Origin of the sequence: Leclercia sp. LSNIH3 (assembly GCF_002935105.1) — a bacterium.
GTDB lineage: Bacteria > Pseudomonadota > Gammaproteobacteria > Enterobacterales > Enterobacteriaceae > Enterobacter > Enterobacter adecarboxylatus.
The window spans coordinates 3,491,554-3,507,660 of record NZ_CP026387.1 but is presented as its reverse complement, the minus strand read 5'-3'; the positions used below and the strand labels follow the sequence as shown (position 1 = coordinate 3,507,660).

The window sequence follows — 16,107 nt, the reverse complement described above, 5'->3', positions numbered from 1 at the left end:
GGAAGAAAATAATGAGAAATGATCAAGAGATTTATAAAGATATCGGTACTGTTTTATACAGCATTGCTCCCGACGAAGCTAAAAAGATCATTATGCGTGCAGAGTTATCACCTGAAAACGATCATTGTAAGTATGAATATGATTATCTTGATGCTGCTGATGAAATTCAATGGTTAACGGCAGGTGGAAGGGCGAATACAGATATCCTTCGTTATCTGGTAGAGCTTCGCAACTACTATATCGAAAATAATCTGACCAATGGCCGCCCTGCATGGCATGGATGTGAAGTGACGCTGGATATTGAAAAAATGAAACTCAATATAGACTTCCGATACGACGATTAGTCATCAACGTTCCCGGCCCTTACGCCGGGAGCATGCCGTCAGACGGGACCTGTTTAACCTTTTTTCCTGAACAAAAATCCCGCATTCGCAAGTGGGAATCTCAAGAATGAAAAACAGCACTAAATCTTTTATTAACCTTGTTTACCTGTGCTGCGCGACAGGTCTGGCTGTGTTCATTCTGACGCTCCTTGGCCGTTTGAATGGCAGACTTTAGCGTGTAAGGCAGGCGCACAGGCTAAATGGACTGCGATTGACCCTGGACAGGTGGCAGCTTTGCAGTAGGGATGATCGCAGGCGTGCCGGCAGGACTGTATGATGCCGTTGACGGTATCGTGAAGGTCGGGGCAAATCCTCAGCAAACTTACGAAGCGCTGAAATCACTGTTTAACAGTGGCGATGTGTTAGGTAACGTTTCAGATGCGATAAAGCAGTCCTATATAGATCGTATTGACCATATGGAAGCGGAGTATCAGAAAGCTGGCGCCAGTGGTTCGTTTAATGCGGGGGTCGAGGGTGGCAAGCTGGTTACCGATATAGCTGGACTGCTTGCTGGTGGTGCAGGCGTGGTGAAAAACGGCGTCGTTCTCACGGAGAAGATTGTTGTGAAAACCACGACTATGGTGGAAACAGCATTAAAATCTTCGGTTGTTAATAAAATTCTTAGAGCAGACAGAATTGGTAGTGGTTTAAAACCTGACCCAACTCATCGGGGGGGGAGTTATCTGAGCCGGGAGCAATTGATGGAAGGGAAAGTTTTCACTCTCAAAGGGGGGGATGGTGTAGAAAGAAAACTTCTTCAGGCTGAAGGTTCCTTTAATGATAAGAAAGGTATGTACGAGTATATCTATGATAAGCAAGGGAAAGTTACACACCAAAGATTTATTGAAGGTGGTAATATAACCGGTCTTCCTAATCAACGGCCACCGAAGGATAAGTGACATGACGTTATATCCGGTACCCTATGATTTTATTGTTAAAAATACTCATCTTTCATGGTGTGATGTGAAGTGGGGTTATGAAAATAATCTCATTGCATCAGACGTGCCCATAAAGATGGCGGAACAAATAGTCTTAACGGGAAGTTATACTGATTCTGAACTTGAATTATCATTCCTTATGCCTGAGAGTTCAAATGAGGTGTCTCTCTTTTTAGAGAAGTTGTGCACAGGGTTTGAGCAAGACAATGACTCGACGATCAGGCAAAAATGGTTATTTATTGTTCTAAGCTGGCTTTGGAACAATCGTGCTAGTTTTGCAGATCCATTATCTGAAGTTGAAATTATTTATGCAGATTTTGACTACCCCGCTGAAATAGAGGGTTTTGTTAAATATATGCCTCCTTCTGATGGATATGATCCATCCACGCATTCTCAGACGGAAAATATGAATCATTTAATGGAGAACTGGGTGAATTATTTAGAAGAAAAGTTTGTGGAGTATAAAAAGTAAAAATCCTGAAATCTGTGTCAGCACGCCAGAATGTCCCGTTTCAGGTAAAGAACAGCCCGATCATTTGCATCGGGCTATGAGATTTTTCAAACAATTAGCCAAATCAAAAACAGCACTAAATCGTTTATTAACCTTATCAAAGCTGTCCTTTCAGTGTAGCCGTAGTTCGGCCCTCCCCCTCAAATACTCTCTAAATCTCTCGCACATCCTGAGTGGCCGAAGAGCAGGTGAAGGCCGAAAATGAACGCTATAAGCGCGAAAACTGTGGCGGGATGAGCGCCGAAGCCTGCGCGGTTAAAATGTACACTGAGCGTCGGGAAGCGCTGAAAGAGATGGCCTCGCTCGGAGCGGATTTTGTTCCGGTAGTGGGTACTATAAAAAGTGTAGCGGAGGCACAGTCAGCACTGGATTATCTCAATGCAGCCGCTTCCTTAATTCCAGGAGGACGTGTTGCTGCAGGCGTGCTCAAAGTAGCAGAGAAGGCACTGGCTAAAGGTGATGTTGTTGAAGCGTCTAAGCCAACGATGAGATAGCCGCTGCTTCACGTCCCAGCCGCAGGCAATCAGAAATAGATGTAGGTAAAGATCTCGGTGACGGATGGCGTGAACAAGTCAGCTTCAAAGACGGCAAAGAGGTTCCTTATGGTACGAAAGGCGGAGTTCGTCCTGACTGGTGCCAAGGATATGTTTGTAGTGTTGAAGTAAAAAACTATAATATTACGACTAACAAAAATGGATTGATTAACAATGTTGCAAAACAGGCTGTTTAGCGACAGAAGAATTTACCTGAAGGAATGCAAAAGCAATTAGTGATTGATATGCGTGGGCAGAGTGTGACAGCCGTAGATAGAATGAAAATTGTAAAAGGCGTTGTAGAAAAATCAAATGGTGCAATTGCTCCTTCCTCAATCAGGTTTAAAACACAATGAAAAATGTAGGAATACTTGCAGCGATGACTCTTGCAGAAGTTGGGCCAGCGTCTGATGTGAAAGGTTTTTTTAATGTGGTGCTTTCTTTATTAGAAAACGGCACCAACGGTAGCAAATATCCCTGGGTAATGGAAAAATTTTACCGTGGGTCTTTAGCTTATGATGATCTTTACAAAGTCAAAAACGAACTGGACTCCATTAAAAATGAATTTTCAGCAATATTACCTGATAATATTGAGTGGTCGTCATTTGGGATAGATAAAAATCACTCCCGATTAAATTTTGAAGGAAGGAGTTTGTTTTCAGTCTTTGAGCGATTCTTTAAAGCTTTTGATGAAGCATTAGAATGTACAGAGGTTTACTATCAAAGCTTTAATGAGTATATACCTGTAAGAGTGGGGTTCACCGATGCGCCGCATTATATTGATGATGTTAATAGAACATCAGAGCAATACAATGCATTAGGACCAAATGATGAACCTTTTTGGTTACAATAAAATCAGGAAATATTGTTAACCTTATGAGGTAATTATGGCTGGATGGTTGTATTTCGGAGGACAAGATGGTGTCTCATTGGGATCTTCCGCGATTGATTTTATCGCTTCTTATTTACGGCCTTATATTGCCGGAGTAAGCACAGAGGTTATGGAAAAAGTTTATGAAACCTATGACCTCTTCGATGATACATTAGATTTTTCCGCTTTATCATCAAAAGATTATATGCATTGTTACAGCCAGTTATTAACATCTTTTGAAACTGATCTTGCGGCGGTTCCGATTATTAACGGGAAATCGCGGCAGTGGGCAATTGGCATCTGGCATGATGAAATAAAGCCCAAAATGCAGGCATCACCACTGTATAATCCTGATTTGTTGAATAAATAGAAAAACCCCGGCCTTTGTGCCGGGAGCATGCTGACAGACGTATAGCGGAATGGGGTCACTAAGCGATCTCGTATTGTATAGAAACGGAAAGGTTTTGATGGGTGAAAACGATGAATTCAATCAGCTCAGACGGGACCTGTTTAACCTTCTTTCCTGAACAAAAATCCCGCATTCGCAAGTGGGAATTTCGAAAATGAGAAACAGCACTAAATCGTTTATTAACCTTATTTACCTGTGCTGCGCGACAGGTCTGGCCGTGTTCATCCTGACGCTCCTTGGCCGTTTAGTCGGTGCGGGATTAGCATGGAATGTGAAGGAGGATTTCCCCTTCTCTTTCAAAGATGTGTGGATATGTCTTGAGTAAACCTGGCTGGGGTTGCCTGCGGGTTTGATCATCTGGTTTTTTTATTACCGATAAACAGCCCAGGGAACACCCTATTATGATAATTAACAATTGCCTGGCACTCGGTTAGCGGTATTTTTGCTATAAATTTGTGCTTTAACGAACAAGATATTATTGTTGAGAAATACACGCCAGATGGGATTATAAAATGACAGTGGAATGGGCTAGTTTTATAGATGTCCTTGGTAAAAGGGAAGATTCTGTTGAAGTTATTAACCTGTGTCAGGCTATTGGTGAATCCCCGGTTATATCAACTGAAGCTGATGAATATAACGATCCTGATGGGAAAACGAAGTATTATAAATTTTTCCACTCTGGTATTGAGATGGGGTTTCGGAAAGCCTGCTTAAGTCATGTTCATTTTTATTTTGGCAATGAAGATGGATATTCACCTTTTACAGGCAATTTTATCCCAGGAATTAAAGGCGGGATGGACAGGATATTCATTACAAAATTGCTCGGAAAACCCACGTTGTCTGGCGAAGGCAAAGTCGACATGCTCCTTGGCTGGATCAATGGATGGTCAAAATACGAATATGGGAACCACTCACTACATCTTCAGTACACGGAGCATAATCACCTGTGTCACGCAACGCTGATGAAAAAATTATAACAGCATAATTTACAACGATTTTTATCAAATTTTAGCCTGAATGGTGTATGATGATTACGGGCATAAAATTGCCTCATTTGAACTAATTTATCTGTCAGGAAAAATGATGCGTCAATCCCAGGCTATTTATAATGATATTGGCTCGGTCTTAATAGCCGCAGCGCCCGATAGTGCCGCAAAAATCATTGCGCGCGCTGAGCTGTCGCCTGAAGGCGACCACTGCAAATGTGAATTTGATTATGTTGACATCACCTCAGGAGAGACAAACTGGTTCACTGCTGGCGCACATGCCAATGCTGAATTGCTGGATCTCTTAGTTGAGCTGAGGACATTTATTGTGGAAAATGTCTCATCACAACGGCCATCATTCTGGCACGCCTGTGAAATAACAGTCGATGTTGAAAAGCTCAAAATCACTATTGACTTTAAATACGGCGATTAGCAGACACTACTCACCTACTACATGAAATCCCCTGATAAATATATGAGCGAGTTAGGGGATCTGCACAATAGAATCGGTCAATTACTGGTTAATGCCGGTCCTGCTGATGCAAAGTAAATCCTTGCTCGCCAGTTACCCTTTACGTCTCCTGTTGGTTAATCTGCGGGATTATTACACTCAGAATAATATGACCAACAGTTATGATGAGTAAACGTGCTCCCCTACCAATACAGAGGGGGCTAATGCCAGGACTATTCCGGCCTTTAAGATTATTCCCTATTTTATCCCCCAGTAAAAAAACCAACAATTTTACCGCCTTAATTTGCAGTGGAATATCTCCAGCCTGAAGGATGGGGAGATATGGCATTACATATAAAAAACGACAACAAGGATTACGGAAAATGAAAAAAATAGCTCTGGCGGTATGGGTTGCGGCAACGCTGACAAGCGGCGCGGCTCTGGCGGATAATCAGACCGTTTCTGTGGGTTATGCGCAGAGTAACGTTGAAGATTTTAAAAATATCCGCGGCGTTAACGTTCAATATCGCTATGAGTGGGATTCCCCGGTTAGCCTGATGGGTTCCTTCACCTATATGAGCGGCGATCAGGACGAGCATTATTATCTCTTCTCTGACTCCGTTAAAAACCATATCGAAGTGAAATATTACTCCCTGATGGCTGGCCCGGCGTATCGCCTGAACGAATTCGTTTCCCTGTATGCACTGGGCGGTGTGGCGCGCGTGAAAGCAGACGGCCATACCACCTGGGTGAACGGTGGCGACTACTATACCCAGCGCGACGGCATCAATGAGAAATCCACCTCTTTTGCCTATGGCGCGGGCGTGCAGTTTAACGCAACGCCTGACCTGTCGATCCACGTCGGTTACGAAGGCACCACTGCCGATTTGGGCGACGATTACGACATCAACGGCTGGAATGTGGGCGTAGGTTATCGCTTCTAACCCTCAGCCTGACCCTCTCCCTGAAAGGGAGAGGGGACAGTCTGCGCATGTTTCATGATATGTGCGATAAATTGGGTAAGTTTCGGTAACGGTCGTAAGTCCTGACGCCACAGCAGATGCACCGGCCTCGGTTGTGGGGTGAAGCTCTCCAGCACCCGAATCAGCCGACCATTCGCCAGCTCCTCCGCCACCAGCACCTCCGGTTGTAACAGTAATCCCGCCCCGGCAATCGCCGCCATTCGCAGCCCGTACCCATCGTTACAGCGCAAGATCGCATCGCGCTTCCAGCGCACCTCCCCTTCCATGCCCGGTAGCCGCCACTCGTTGCGCGCGGTCCACACCGTGTGAGACAGACAAAGATGATCCACCAGATCGTCCGGCGTTTGCGGCGTGCCGTGACGGGCTAAATAGTCCGGTGCGGCGCAGATCACCATCCGGTACGGACAGAGGTATTTCGCCACCAGATCCTCGGTGTGAATGTCGCCGATACGGATCGCCAGGTCCCCCCCCTCCTCCACCAGATCGACCATCCGGTTGGTCAGATCCAGCTCGACGCGCACCTCCTGGAAACGCTGCAAAAAGGTGGCGGTCAGCGGGGCGATCACGCACCCGCCGAACGAGGTGGGCGCCGTCACCCGCAGCGTGCCCGCCGGGGCGGTACGAAGACGCTCTACCGAGCGTTCAGCGATGGCGACCTGCTCGATGACCCGCTTTGCCTCTTCAAACCAGACCCGCCCGGCATCGGTCAGGCTCTGGCGGCGGGTGTTGCGCTCCAGCAGCCGGGTGCCAAGCTGCGCCTCCAGCCAGGCGATGTACTTCCCGACCATCACCGCCGACATCTCCAGCCGCGCCGCAGCACCGGTAAAGCTGCCGCTCTCCACCACCGCGATAAAAGTCTCCATGCCGCGAAGCTTATCCATATTGCAAACCTCTGGTTAGTAATGATCTAACTTTAGCCCAGTTTATCCCTCTTTTAATTTGCTAAACAATGAAGGCTCACAACATAAGGAGTCGGCTATGAAAATCGTCATTATTGGTGCCAGCGGTACGGTTGGTCGCGCAGTCACAGAAGAGTTAAGTCGTCGTCACGACGTCATTCGTGTGGGCCGCACGAAAGGCGATCATCAGGTGGATATCACCTCGCAGGCCAGCGTGCAGGCGCTGTTTGAGAAGATCGGCCCGGTGGATGCGATTGTCTCCGCCAGCGGCGGGCTGCACTTTGGCCCGCTTACGACCATGACCGACAGCGAATTTAACCAGGGGTTGCAGGACAAGTTACTGGGTCAGGTGCGCCTGGCGCTAACCGGCCAGCATTACCTGAATGAAGGCGGCTCGATTACCCTGATTAGCGGGATTGTGGCCCACGAGCCGATTGCCCAGGGCGTGAACGCCACCACGGTGAATGCGGCGCTGGAAGGCTTTGTTCGCGCTGCCGCCTGTGAACTGCCGCGCGGGATCCGCATCAACCTGATTAGCCCGACGGTACTGACCGAATCCGCCGAGGCCTACGACGGCTTCTTCCCGGGGTTTGAAAGCGTGCCCGCCGCGAGCGTGGCCCAGGCCTATCGCCGCAGCGTGGAAGGGGTGCAGAGCGGACGGGTGTATAAGGTGGGATATTAATGGCGATCGGGGCGAGTCGGCCTCGCCCCGGTTAATGTCACAGCCTGCGGCGAATTTTTTCCACCATCGCCGCGGTGGAGATCCCATAGCGATCGTGCAGGGTCGGCAGCGCCCCGGCATCGAGGAAAGCATCCGGCAGTGCGACGGTATCGAAATCGACGTTCACGCGGTGGCGCATCAGGAGCGAGGCCACCGCCTCGCACAGCCCGCCGACGCTGCTGTGGTTTTCCGCCACTACCACCAGCCTGCCCGGCTTCGCCGCCTGCGCCAGAATGGTCTCTTCGTCCAGCGGCTTGATGGTCGGCGAGTGAAGCACGGCCACGCTGATGTTATCTTTGCGCAGCTGTTTTGCCGCCTCCAGCGCCCGCATGGTCATTAACCCGGAGGCGATAATCAGCACGTCGCTCCCTTCTTCCAGCAGCGCGGCTTTACCGATGCGGAACTGATAGTTGTACTGATCCAGCACCACCGGCACCTTGCCACGCAGCAGGCGCATATAGACCGGGCCATTGTGCGCCGCAATAGCGGGGACCGCCTGCTCGGTATCTATGGCGTCGCAGGGGTCGATAATGGTCATGCCCGGAATGCCGCGCATGATGGCGATATCCTCCGTTGCCTGATGGCTCGGGCCGTAACCCGTGGTCAGCCCCGGTAGCGCTGCGCAGATTTTCACATTGAGATGCTCTTCAGCGATCACCTGATGAATAAAGTCATAGGCGCGGCGGGTAGCAAATACTGCATAGGTGGTGGCGAAGGGGATAAAGCCCTCTTTTGCCATCCCGCCTGCGGCGCCCATTAACAGCTGTTCCGCCATCCCCATCTGGTAGAAGCGCTCCGGGTAAGCCTGGGCAAAAATATGCAGATCGGTGTACTTCGACAGATCTGCCGTCATGCCGACGATCTCCGGGCGTTGCTCCGCCAGCTTCACCAGCGCGTGGCCAAACGGCGCGGCGCGGGTCTCCTGCCCTTCGTCGGCAATAGAGGCGATCATGGCCGAGGTGGTTAAACGCGGTTTTTTCTCGCTTGTCTGGCTCATCATTGCACTCCTTCCGGTTTGTTCGCGTCCAGTACCGCGAGCGCTTTTTGCCACTCGTCAGCGTCCACGCGTATGAAATGGTTCTTGTCGCGCTGCTCAAGGAAGGGCACGCCCTTGCCCATCAGGGTGTCGCACAGGATGACGCGCGGCTGGCTCTCCGGGTAGCGCTTCGCGTTATCAAAGGCCGCGACCAGAGATGGCACGTCATTACCGTTGACCCGCTGCACGTACCAGCCGAACGAGGTCCACTTATCCTCCAGCGGCTCAAAGCCGAGGATTTTGTGCGAGTTGCCGTCGGCCTGCTGACGGTTGATATCCACCAGCACGATCAGGTTCGACAGGCCGTAATGAGCGGCAGACATCGCCGCCTCCCAGGTAGACCCCTCGTCCAGCTCGCCGTCGGACATGGAGTTGATCACCCAGGCTGCACTGTTTTTATGCTTCAGCCCCAGGGCCATGCCCACGCCGATGCTTAAGCCCTGTCCCAGCGAGCCGCCGGAGATCTCCATGCCCGGCGTGTAGGTCGCCATACCGGACATTGGCAGACGGCTGTCGTCCGAGCCGTAGGTCTCCAGCTCCTCTTCGGGGATAATGCCCGCCTCGATCAGCGCCGCATAACAGGCGATGGCGTAGTGCCCGTGGGAGAGCAGAAAGCGGTCGCGTCTTTCCCATTCGGGTTCGTCGGGTTTGATGGACATGCCGTGGGCAAAGGCGGTGGCCAGCACATCTGCATAGCCAAGCGCCTGGCCGATATAACCCTGCCCCTGCACTTCCCCCATCCGCAGCGCATAGCGGCGAATGCGCCAGGCGGCAGCGGCGACCTGTTGTACTGTCGTATCAGTCATGTTGATGTCTCCTTAGTGGATCAGCATGCCGCCGTTCACGTCGAGCGTGATGCCGGTGGAGTAGGAAGAGAGATCGCTGCCCAGGAACAGCGCGGCCCGGGCAATATCCTGCGCATCGCCAAGTCGGTTCAGCGGGATGCCCGCCAGAATGGCGGTTTTCATCTCATCGGAGAGTTTGCCCGCGGTGATATCGGTCTGAATCAGTCCCGGGGTGATGCAATTCACGCGCACGTTATCCGGCCCCAGCTCGCGCGCCATGGCTTTTGCCAGCCCCAGCACGCCCGCTTTTGCCGCGCTGTAGTGCGGCCCGCCGAAAATGCCGCCGCCGCGCTGGGCCGATACCGAGGAGATACAGACGATACTGCCGGACTGCTGAGCGCGCATGGTGGGGATCACCGCCTGGGACATCAACAAGGTGCCACGCAGGCTCACGTCCAGTACCGCGTCATAGTTTTCGCGCTTAATATCCATCAGCTTGATGGGCTGGGTGATCCCGGCGTTATTTACCAGAATATCGATACGCCCGTATTTACCCAGCACCTGCTCGATAGCGGCGTTAACCTGCTGCTCGTTGCTGACGTTGGCCGCCAGGCCCAGATGGGCTTCTCCCAGGCTCGCCGCAGCCGCCTGGCTGGCGTCGGCATTTAAATCAATAATGACAACCTTTGCCCCCTGTTCGGCATATAATTTTGCGGTGGCAAAACCCAAACCGCGTACGGAGGCCGCGCCGGTAATAACGGCGACTTTATCTTTCAGTAGCATATATTTACTCCATGATCGTGAGGGGTATTAAATTTATTATTTCGGCTCTTCCAGCAGGAATATCACGAATAAACCAATGGCCGCGCAAATGCCGAAATAAATAAAGACGGAATTAAAACTTCCTGTTTTATCCAGCAGATAACCTGCCAGCATCGGTGAGACAAATCCGCCGAGATTGCCGCCGCTATTAATGATCGACGCGGCAATGGGATAGGTTTTACTGTCCGCCACGGCCATTCCGTAGGCCGTAAAGGCGGGCCAGCCGATATTCAGACAGAGACCGACAAAAAAGAGGCCGATGCAGACCGCCACGGTGCTTTGCGGAATATTGAGCATAATGATCATCATCACCACGGTGCTGATGGCGGTAAACATCATGGTCGGCTTGCGTCTGCGCCCCAGCAGCTTGTCCGAGACGTAGCCGCCGAAGATGGCCCCGATGAACCCACCGATGCACGGCATGCTGGCGACCAGCCCCATGCTCATGAAGGTAAAGCCCTTCTCTTTCACCAGATAGAGCGGGATCCAGGTGAGCAGGCCGTAAAGTACGCTCACCATCATGAAGTAGGCCACGCAGTCGCCCAGAATGTTCTTCGAGGTGAACAGCCCTTTTACCGTGTTTACCGGGGTGAGGTCGCGAACGCGGATCAGGCGGTCAAGCCCGCTAAAGCGCGGTGCGATGACAATATTTTCCCGGCGGGAGGTGGCCGTCTCTTGCCCCTGGGTGATGGTTTCCAGCTCGGCCCGGGAGACAAAGGCGCTTTCACCGGGTTTGGTGCGTACCAGCAGATACCAGACTACCGCGATAACCAGCCCCGGAATGGCGAAGGAGAAAAAGACCCAGCGCCAGCCCCAGGTCATGGCGATCCAGACCGCCAGCGGCGGAACAAAAATGGGCGCAAACATGGTTGCGGCGATATAGACGCCGGTGGCGGTGGCTTTCTCCTTCGGCGGGAACCAGTTGTTGATGGTCGAGGCCAGCCCCACCGGGCATGGCCCTTCCGTCAGCCCGAGGCCGAGACGAATAAACTTCAGCCCCAGTACCGATGTCGCCGTACCCATCAGCCAGGTGAAGGCAGAAAAGCCGAAAATGGAGAGCGCCACCATACCGCGGATGCCTTTTTTGGCGATAAAAAAGCCCGCCGGGATTTGGCTGAGTGCATAGCCCAGAAAAAACATACTGGCGATGGCACCGGCTTCGAAATTATTGATATGGAATTCGTCGATGATAAAGGGAAGTACGGCTCCGATATTTGTTCTGTCTGCATAATTAATGGCATACACAATAAATATCAACGCCAGTACCACGAAGCGATAATTGGTTTTTTTGGTCGCTATGTAGGGGGTAGCTTGTTCTATACGAGACATGTTTTACCTCATTATTCGAACAACGTGAGTCGTTTTAATTTCGTGTTCAACGTCAATATATCGGCTTGCATTTGAAACACCATGCAATAAAACTCATTTATTGCTGAGATAAATTTGATTCGCGATATACGTCATAAAAATAACGCGGAAATTTGCCGGGATATAATGCGCAGAAAAATGTGGCGGGGATCATGTTTAATCCATTCAGCCCGAATAACATTGCTGGCACCAGGCCAGAATGCTATGTTTTTTTACCGCAACAGATTCAAGGAGAACGGGTTATGCCCGCGCAGGATCGCCAGACGCTACCCTTACCCTCGCTGCGAAATATTCAGTCTTTCCTGGCGGTCGCCAATGCCCTGAGCATTCACCAGGCGGCCGAGCAACTTAACGTCACACCATCGGCGGTGAGCCACCAGATTGCGGCGCTGGAAGCCTGGCTGGGCAAAAAGCTGTTCATCCGCAGCGGCAAAGGCGTACTGCTTACGCAGACCGGGGAAAAGTACCTCCGTGACGTGTCGGCGGCCATGAGCGCGATTGGCCGCGCCACCGAGCAGGTAATGAAGGAAGCGGATAACCCGGTGCTGCGCATTCACTCTTCCCCCACTTTTGGCCTGACATGGCTGCTGCGCCGTCTGGGCAAGTTTCGCGCGCACTATCCTGATATCACCGTTAACCTGACCTGCTCGTATGAAAACCTGCAGTTCGCCCGGGATAACATCGATATCGATATTCGTCACGGCATCCCGGACTGGGACGCCTATCGGGTGATGACCATTAAAAACGATGCGCTGGTGGTGCTGGCCTCGCCGGACTATCTGCGCGAGCACCCGGTCGCGTCACCGCAGGATCTCCTGCAACAGGCGTTGATTTCCTCCACCAGCACCCTGGTTAACTGGGAAAAATGGTTCGCGTGGCACAACATCGACAGGCCCTGGCTCAACTTCAGCCTGAGCTTCGACCGTTCCTATATGAGCTTTGAAGCCGCCCGCATGGGACTGGGGTTTATTCTGGAAAGTAAAATGATGGCCACCGACCACCTGAACGACGGTTCGCTGGTAGAGGTGTTTCCCGCCGAGCCGGGTATTGCCATTAACGCGCATCATCTGGTGATGCCGCATATGAATGAGCGCAGCTGGAAGATCCAGCAGTTTGTCGAGTGGATTGACCGGGAGCTGCGATTATCGGGGTATCACCTGTAGCGCCAATACGGCCTGTTCCTGTGTGCACAGGGAGGCCGCATGTTTCCCCTCACCCCAACCCTCTCCCCAAAGGGGAGAGGGGGCTGACCGTGCCAGTTTTTTGTGGGGATCCCTCGGCCCACCTGAGTCGCATGTTTCCCCTCACCCCATCCCTCTCCCCAAAGGGGAGAGGGGGCTGACCGTGCCAGTTTTTTGTGGGGATCCCTCGGCCCACCTGAGTCGCATGTTTCCCCTCACCCCATCCCTCTCCCCAAAGGGGAGAGGGAGCTGACCGTGCCCATTTTTTGTGTGAGGATCCCTCAGCCCACCTGAGTCGCATGTTCCCCTCACCTCAACCCTCTCCCCAAAGGGGAGAGGAGGCGACCGCGCCCAGTTTTTTGTGGGGATCCCTCAGCCCACCTGAGTCGCATGTTCCCCCCCAACCCTCTCCCCAAAGGGGAGAGGGGGCCGACCGTGCCCATTTTTTTTGTGGGGATCCCTCAGCCCACCTGAGTCGCATGTTTTCCCTCACCCTAACCCTCTCCCCAAAGGGGAGAGGGGGCCAACCGTGCCAATTTTTTGTGGGGAGCCTCAGCCCACAGGGAGGTCGCATTTTTCCCCTCACCCTAACCCTCTCCCCAAAGGGGAGAGGGGGCCGACCGTGCCCATTTTTGTGTGGGGATCCTCAGCTCACCGTGCCCCAGACGAGGTTGCCGTTATGGAAGGTGGCGGTACGCGGGGAGATGCGCGCCACGGCCTCGGCGGAACAGGAGGCATCCACCAGCACAAAGCTGGCGGCATCCTGGGCTTTCGGCCATACCCGCTCGCCGTTGTCGTTCAGCGGCAGCACGTCGCCGGTCGCTATCCCTAATGCGCGAGAAAGCGTCTGCTCGTTCGGGCGGATATAGAGCTGGGCATAGAGGTTGGCTTTTTCCAGCATGTCGCCGAGGCCATACGGCGACCAGTGGTCGATCACGCTGTCGGTGCCGGTCATGACAAATACGCCCTTATCGCGCAGCTGCTTAAGCGGCATATGCAGGGTGCCAATTGGCACCGTGGAGGCGATAGTCACCTGCTGCGCCGCCATGCGGGTGGCGATCTCATCCACCTGCTGCTCGTTCATCGTTGCCAGCGCAAAGGCGTGACTAATGGTCAGCTTGCCTTTCAGCTCGGGGGTTTTCTCCACGGTCTGCACCATGTAGTTCACCGCCGCCACGCCCGCCGGGCTGGTTTCGTGCAGGTGGATATCCACCCCTTTGTCGTAATCCAGCGCAATCTGGAACATGAGGTCGAGGGATTTCTCCATCGCGCCATCGACGCTGGTGGGATCCAGCCCGCCGACGTAGTGCGCCCCGGCCTGCATCGCTTCGCGCATCAGCTTTTCAGCGTTCGAGAGCAACAGCCCGTGCTGCGGGAAGGCGACAATTTCACAATCGAAGCCAGGTTTACGCCGGGCCAGTACCGCCTGTAAATTTTCCAGGTTTTTCAGCCCGGAAACCGGTTCGATATTGCAGTGGCTGCGGGCGATGGTGGAGCCTTTCGACTGGATCAGATCGATTAACTTTTCTGCCCGCTCCTGAGTGTAGGGTTGCAGTTCCGGGAGCAGCTTCTGCTCAAGGCGGATCATATCCTGAATAGTGGTGCCCGCCGGACGGTTAAGCGAGCGCCACGGGCCGCCGTAGAAGGTTTTATCCAGATGGATGTGCATGTCGCGCATCGCCGGTAGCAGCAGCTTGCCGCCAGCATCGTAGTGCGGCAGCGTGGCGTCGGCGTGGCTGTTATTGTCCAGCAGCGCGGCGATTTTGCCGTCCTTGATCTCCAGCGTTTTCAGCTCGGTGCGGGTGCTGACGGCCACGTTGCCGTCAAAGTTAAACCCGGCCTCCAGCAGCACGTTGTCCAGATAGTAGTGTGTCGCGGTGATGTTCATCGGTTTGCCCGTCTCGCAGATCGGTTTCGCTGTGTCAGCAGCATACGCGACGGATCCGGTCGCGCCAAACAGCGCGCAGGCGGTGGCAGCAGTAGCGATTTTGCCGCTCTGGCTGAGAAACTCCCGGCGGCTTTTATTCTCTGTCATTGTCTCTTCCTTTTACTTACCTATTCACAACCAGCGGGCCGAAGCCCGCCGGAGTTAAGTCATAACACTCACAGCGGGCTGAAGCCCGCCGGGGTTAAACCACAACACATGCCGCGAGCTGAGCCCGCCGGAGTTATGTTTCAACACACACAGCAGGCTTAAGCCCCATGGAGTTAAGCCACAACACACGCAGCGGGCGGAAGCACACCGGGGTTAAGCCACAATATGGGTACCGGTTTCCCCGCGCAGCGCTGCGGGCAGACAGTCCGGCGAGGTGATGATCACCCGCGTGCCGCCGTGGTACAGGAATGCCAGGCTGGCAACGATTTTCGGCAACATGCTGCCTGCCGGGAAGTGACCCTCTTCCATGTAGCGCGTCATCTGCGCCACGTTCACCGTCTCCAGCGCCTGCTGGTTGGGTTTGCCGAAGTTAATGCACACTTTCTCCACGCCGGTGGTGATCACCAGCACATCGGCGCGGATCTCCCGGGCCAGCAACGCGGTGGAGAGATCTTTGTCGATCACCGCATCCACGCTCTGGTAGTCGCCCTGCTCGGTACGCACTACGGGAATGCCGCCGCCGCCCGCGCCGATCACCACAAAGCCTTTTTGCGTCAGGGTCTTGATGGCATCGGCTTCGACGATGCACACCGGCTGCGGCGAGGCCACCACGCGGCGGTATCCGCGGCCCGAATCTTCGACGAAATGCCAGTCGGGATGGGCCTGCTGAAGCGCGTCCCGCTGGGCTTCGCTGAAAAACGCGCCGATGGGTTTGGTGGGATGGGTAAAGCCGGGATCGTTTTTATCCACCTCAACCTGGGTGACCACCGTCACCGCCTTTTGCTCGCCGCGGGCGGCAAGGCGGTTGTTCAGCGCCTGCTGGATCAGGTAGCCGATCCCGCCCTGGGTATCGGCCACGCAGTTTGCCAGCGGGGTGAGCGGCAGCCCTTCCCGCTCGTGGGCAATTTCGGCCCGGCGCAGATCCAGCCCCACCTGGGGACCGTTGCCGTGGGTAAGCACGATGTCATAGTCGGAGGCCAACATTTCCAGCACCGACTCCGCGACCGCTTTCACCGCCTGCGCCTGGTGTTCAATCGACTGGCTGGCGTTATCTTTGATAATGCTGTTGCCGCCGATGGCGACGACCATGAGTTGTTTCATACGTTTTCCTTCGTAACGGTGCGGTCTGGGCCCC

General features: G+C 53.2%; 19 protein-coding genes and 1 pseudogene. 13 read left to right on the top strand and 7 right to left on the bottom strand.

The genetic code is table 11. The features are described from left to right. Positions 1 to 11: 11 nt before the first annotated feature. The 11 genes and pseudogenes from C3F35_RS17080 to C3F35_RS17040 all read left to right on the top strand — a co-directional run bounded on the left by C3F35_RS17080 (position 12) and on the right by C3F35_RS17040 (position 6,026). Complete coding sequence (locus C3F35_RS17080; RefSeq protein ID WP_032613425.1) at positions 12 to 344, top strand: hypothetical protein; 333 nt, start codon at positions 12 to 14, stop codon at positions 342 to 344. Positions 345 to 548: 204 nt separating this feature from the next. Beyond that, positions 549 to 1,282 (top strand): annotated as a pseudogene (locus C3F35_RS27070) (VENN motif pre-toxin domain-containing protein); the annotation flags it as partial. Between the two features lies 1 nt (position 1,283). Next, positions 1,284 to 1,793 (top strand): DUF2247 family protein, encoded by a 510-nt coding sequence (locus C3F35_RS17070; protein WP_077227765.1) that lies wholly within the window; start codon positions 1,284 to 1,286, stop codon positions 1,791 to 1,793. Between the two features lie 227 nt (positions 1,794 to 2,020). Continuing rightward, entirely contained in the window at positions 2,021 to 2,326 is a 306-nt protein-coding gene (locus C3F35_RS27065; protein ID WP_233211649.1) for a hypothetical protein, read from the top strand. Positions 2,327 to 2,586: 260 nt separating this feature from the next. Beyond that, complete coding sequence (locus C3F35_RS27255; RefSeq protein ID WP_260985652.1) at positions 2,587 to 2,721, top strand: hypothetical protein; 135 nt, start codon at positions 2,587 to 2,589, stop codon at positions 2,719 to 2,721. Next, a complete protein-coding gene (locus tag C3F35_RS17060) occupies positions 2,718 to 3,218 on the top strand; it encodes an Imm70 family immunity protein (RefSeq protein WP_103792508.1) in 501 nt (166 codons plus the stop codon). The genes C3F35_RS27255 and C3F35_RS17060 overlap by 4 nt, the downstream gene beginning before the upstream one ends. A 34-nt stretch (positions 3,219 to 3,252) precedes the next feature. Next, positions 3,253 to 3,606 carry a hypothetical protein gene (locus C3F35_RS17055; protein WP_146054039.1) on the top strand — a complete coding sequence of 118 codons (354 nt, stop codon included), beginning with the start codon at positions 3,253 to 3,255 and terminating at the stop codon, positions 3,604 to 3,606. A 49-nt stretch (positions 3,607 to 3,655) separates the two neighbouring features. Beyond that, positions 3,656 to 3,763 carry a hypothetical protein gene (locus C3F35_RS27380; protein WP_442786098.1) on the top strand — a complete coding sequence of 36 codons (108 nt, stop codon included), beginning with the start codon at positions 3,656 to 3,658 and terminating at the stop codon, positions 3,761 to 3,763. 394 nt (positions 3,764 to 4,157) lie between these two features. Further along, positions 4,158 to 4,622, top strand: coding sequence for a hypothetical protein (locus tag C3F35_RS17050; RefSeq protein WP_103792510.1), 465 nt, complete (start codon positions 4,158 to 4,160; stop codon positions 4,620 to 4,622). A 103-nt stretch (positions 4,623 to 4,725) separates the two neighbouring features. Further along, positions 4,726 to 5,064, top strand: coding sequence for a hypothetical protein (locus C3F35_RS17045; RefSeq protein ID WP_233759493.1), 339 nt, complete (start codon positions 4,726 to 4,728; stop codon positions 5,062 to 5,064). Between the two features lie 401 nt (positions 5,065 to 5,465). Beyond that, positions 5,466 to 6,026: an Ail/Lom family outer membrane beta-barrel protein gene (locus tag C3F35_RS17040; protein WP_032613437.1), complete on the top strand. Its 561-nt coding sequence runs from the start codon at positions 5,466 to 5,468 to the stop codon at positions 6,024 to 6,026. Here the strand turns inward: C3F35_RS17040 and C3F35_RS17035 are convergent. After that, complete coding sequence (locus tag C3F35_RS17035) at positions 6,023 to 6,946, bottom strand: LysR family transcriptional regulator (protein WP_103792512.1); 924 nt, start codon at positions 6,944 to 6,946, stop codon at positions 6,023 to 6,025. The two genes, C3F35_RS17040 and C3F35_RS17035, sit on opposite strands and share 4 nt — an antisense overlap. Positions 6,947 to 7,043: 97 nt before the next feature. Here C3F35_RS17035 and C3F35_RS17030 point away from each other — a divergent pair, with 97 nt between their 5' ends. Next, positions 7,044 to 7,646, top strand: coding sequence for a short chain dehydrogenase (locus C3F35_RS17030; RefSeq protein ID WP_032613438.1), 603 nt, complete (start codon positions 7,044 to 7,046; stop codon positions 7,644 to 7,646). A 37-nt stretch (positions 7,647 to 7,683) separates the two neighbouring features. Here C3F35_RS17030 and C3F35_RS17025 read toward each other — a convergent pair whose 3' ends face one another. Genes C3F35_RS17025 through C3F35_RS17010 form a run of 4 tightly spaced genes read right to left on the bottom strand, consistent with a single transcriptional unit; the run spans position 7,684 to position 11,657 of the window. Beyond that, positions 7,684 to 8,682 (bottom strand): transketolase family protein, encoded by a 999-nt coding sequence (locus C3F35_RS17025; RefSeq protein WP_103792513.1) that lies wholly within the window; start codon positions 8,680 to 8,682, stop codon positions 7,684 to 7,686. Next, positions 8,682 to 9,527: a transketolase gene (locus C3F35_RS17020; RefSeq protein ID WP_103792514.1), complete on the bottom strand. Its 846-nt coding sequence runs from the start codon at positions 9,525 to 9,527 to the stop codon at positions 8,682 to 8,684. The genes C3F35_RS17025 and C3F35_RS17020 overlap by 1 nt, the downstream gene beginning before the upstream one ends. Before the next feature lie 12 nt (positions 9,528 to 9,539). Further along, on the bottom strand, positions 9,540 to 10,289 hold the full coding sequence (locus C3F35_RS17015; protein WP_032613441.1) for an SDR family NAD(P)-dependent oxidoreductase: 750 nt from the start codon (positions 10,287 to 10,289) through the stop codon (positions 9,540 to 9,542). Between the two features lie 36 nt (positions 10,290 to 10,325). Continuing rightward, positions 10,326 to 11,657 (bottom strand): MFS transporter, encoded by a 1,332-nt coding sequence (locus C3F35_RS17010; RefSeq protein WP_103792515.1) that lies wholly within the window; start codon positions 11,655 to 11,657, stop codon positions 10,326 to 10,328. A 281-nt stretch (positions 11,658 to 11,938) separates the two neighbouring features. Between C3F35_RS17010 and C3F35_RS17005 the strand changes: the two genes are divergently transcribed. Then, entirely contained in the window at positions 11,939 to 12,859 is a 921-nt protein-coding gene (locus tag C3F35_RS17005) for a LysR substrate-binding domain-containing protein (protein ID WP_059307340.1), read from the top strand. A 664-nt stretch (positions 12,860 to 13,523) separates the two neighbouring features. Here C3F35_RS17005 and C3F35_RS17000 read toward each other — a convergent pair. Then, the gene (locus C3F35_RS17000; RefSeq protein WP_103792516.1) at positions 13,524 to 14,912 is read right to left on the bottom strand and encodes an amidohydrolase family protein; all 1,389 of its coding nucleotides are present in this window, start codon (positions 14,910 to 14,912) and stop codon (positions 13,524 to 13,526) included. Between the two features lie 213 nt (positions 14,913 to 15,125). After that, positions 15,126 to 16,073 carry a carbamate kinase family protein gene (locus C3F35_RS16995; protein ID WP_103792517.1) on the bottom strand — a complete coding sequence of 316 codons (948 nt, stop codon included), beginning with the start codon at positions 16,071 to 16,073 and terminating at the stop codon, positions 15,126 to 15,128. Positions 16,074 to 16,107 lie beyond the last annotated feature (34 nt).

Coding starts and splice junctions, on each gene's coding strand:
- C3F35_RS17080 (WP_032613425.1), top strand. CDS start 12: ATGAGAAATGATCAAGAGATTTATAAAGATATCGGTACTGTTTTATAC.
- C3F35_RS17070 (WP_077227765.1), top strand. CDS start 1,284: ATGACGTTATATCCGGTACCCTATGATTTTATTGTTAAAAATACTCAT.
- C3F35_RS27255 (WP_260985652.1), top strand. CDS start 2,587: ATGCAAAAGCAATTAGTGATTGATATGCGTGGGCAGAGTGTGACAGCC.
- C3F35_RS17060 (WP_103792508.1), top strand. CDS start 2,718: ATGAAAAATGTAGGAATACTTGCAGCGATGACTCTTGCAGAAGTTGGG.
- C3F35_RS17055 (WP_146054039.1), top strand. CDS start 3,253: ATGGCTGGATGGTTGTATTTCGGAGGACAAGATGGTGTCTCATTGGGA.
- C3F35_RS27380 (WP_442786098.1), top strand. CDS start 3,656: ATGGGGTCACTAAGCGATCTCGTATTGTATAGAAACGGAAAGGTTTTG.
- C3F35_RS17050 (WP_103792510.1), top strand. CDS start 4,158: ATGACAGTGGAATGGGCTAGTTTTATAGATGTCCTTGGTAAAAGGGAA.
- C3F35_RS17045 (WP_233759493.1), top strand. CDS start 4,726: ATGATGCGTCAATCCCAGGCTATTTATAATGATATTGGCTCGGTCTTA.
- C3F35_RS17040 (WP_032613437.1), top strand. CDS start 5,466: ATGAAAAAAATAGCTCTGGCGGTATGGGTTGCGGCAACGCTGACAAGC.
- C3F35_RS17035 (WP_103792512.1), bottom strand. CDS start 6,946: ATGGATAAGCTTCGCGGCATGGAGACTTTTATCGCGGTGGTGGAGAGC.
- C3F35_RS17030 (WP_032613438.1), top strand. CDS start 7,044: ATGAAAATCGTCATTATTGGTGCCAGCGGTACGGTTGGTCGCGCAGTC.
- C3F35_RS17025 (WP_103792513.1), bottom strand. CDS start 8,682: ATGAGCCAGACAAGCGAGAAAAAACCGCGTTTAACCACCTCGGCCATG.
- C3F35_RS17020 (WP_103792514.1), bottom strand. CDS start 9,527: ATGACTGATACGACAGTACAACAGGTCGCCGCTGCCGCCTGGCGCATT.
- C3F35_RS17015 (WP_032613441.1), bottom strand. CDS start 10,289: ATGCTACTGAAAGATAAAGTCGCCGTTATTACCGGCGCGGCCTCCGTA.
- C3F35_RS17010 (WP_103792515.1), bottom strand. CDS start 11,657: ATGTCTCGTATAGAACAAGCTACCCCCTACATAGCGACCAAAAAAACC.
- C3F35_RS17005 (WP_059307340.1), top strand. CDS start 11,939: ATGCCCGCGCAGGATCGCCAGACGCTACCCTTACCCTCGCTGCGAAAT.
- C3F35_RS17000 (WP_103792516.1), bottom strand. CDS start 14,912: ATGACAGAGAATAAAAGCCGCCGGGAGTTTCTCAGCCAGAGCGGCAAA.
- C3F35_RS16995 (WP_103792517.1), bottom strand. CDS start 16,073: ATGAAACAACTCATGGTCGTCGCCATCGGCGGCAACAGCATTATCAAA.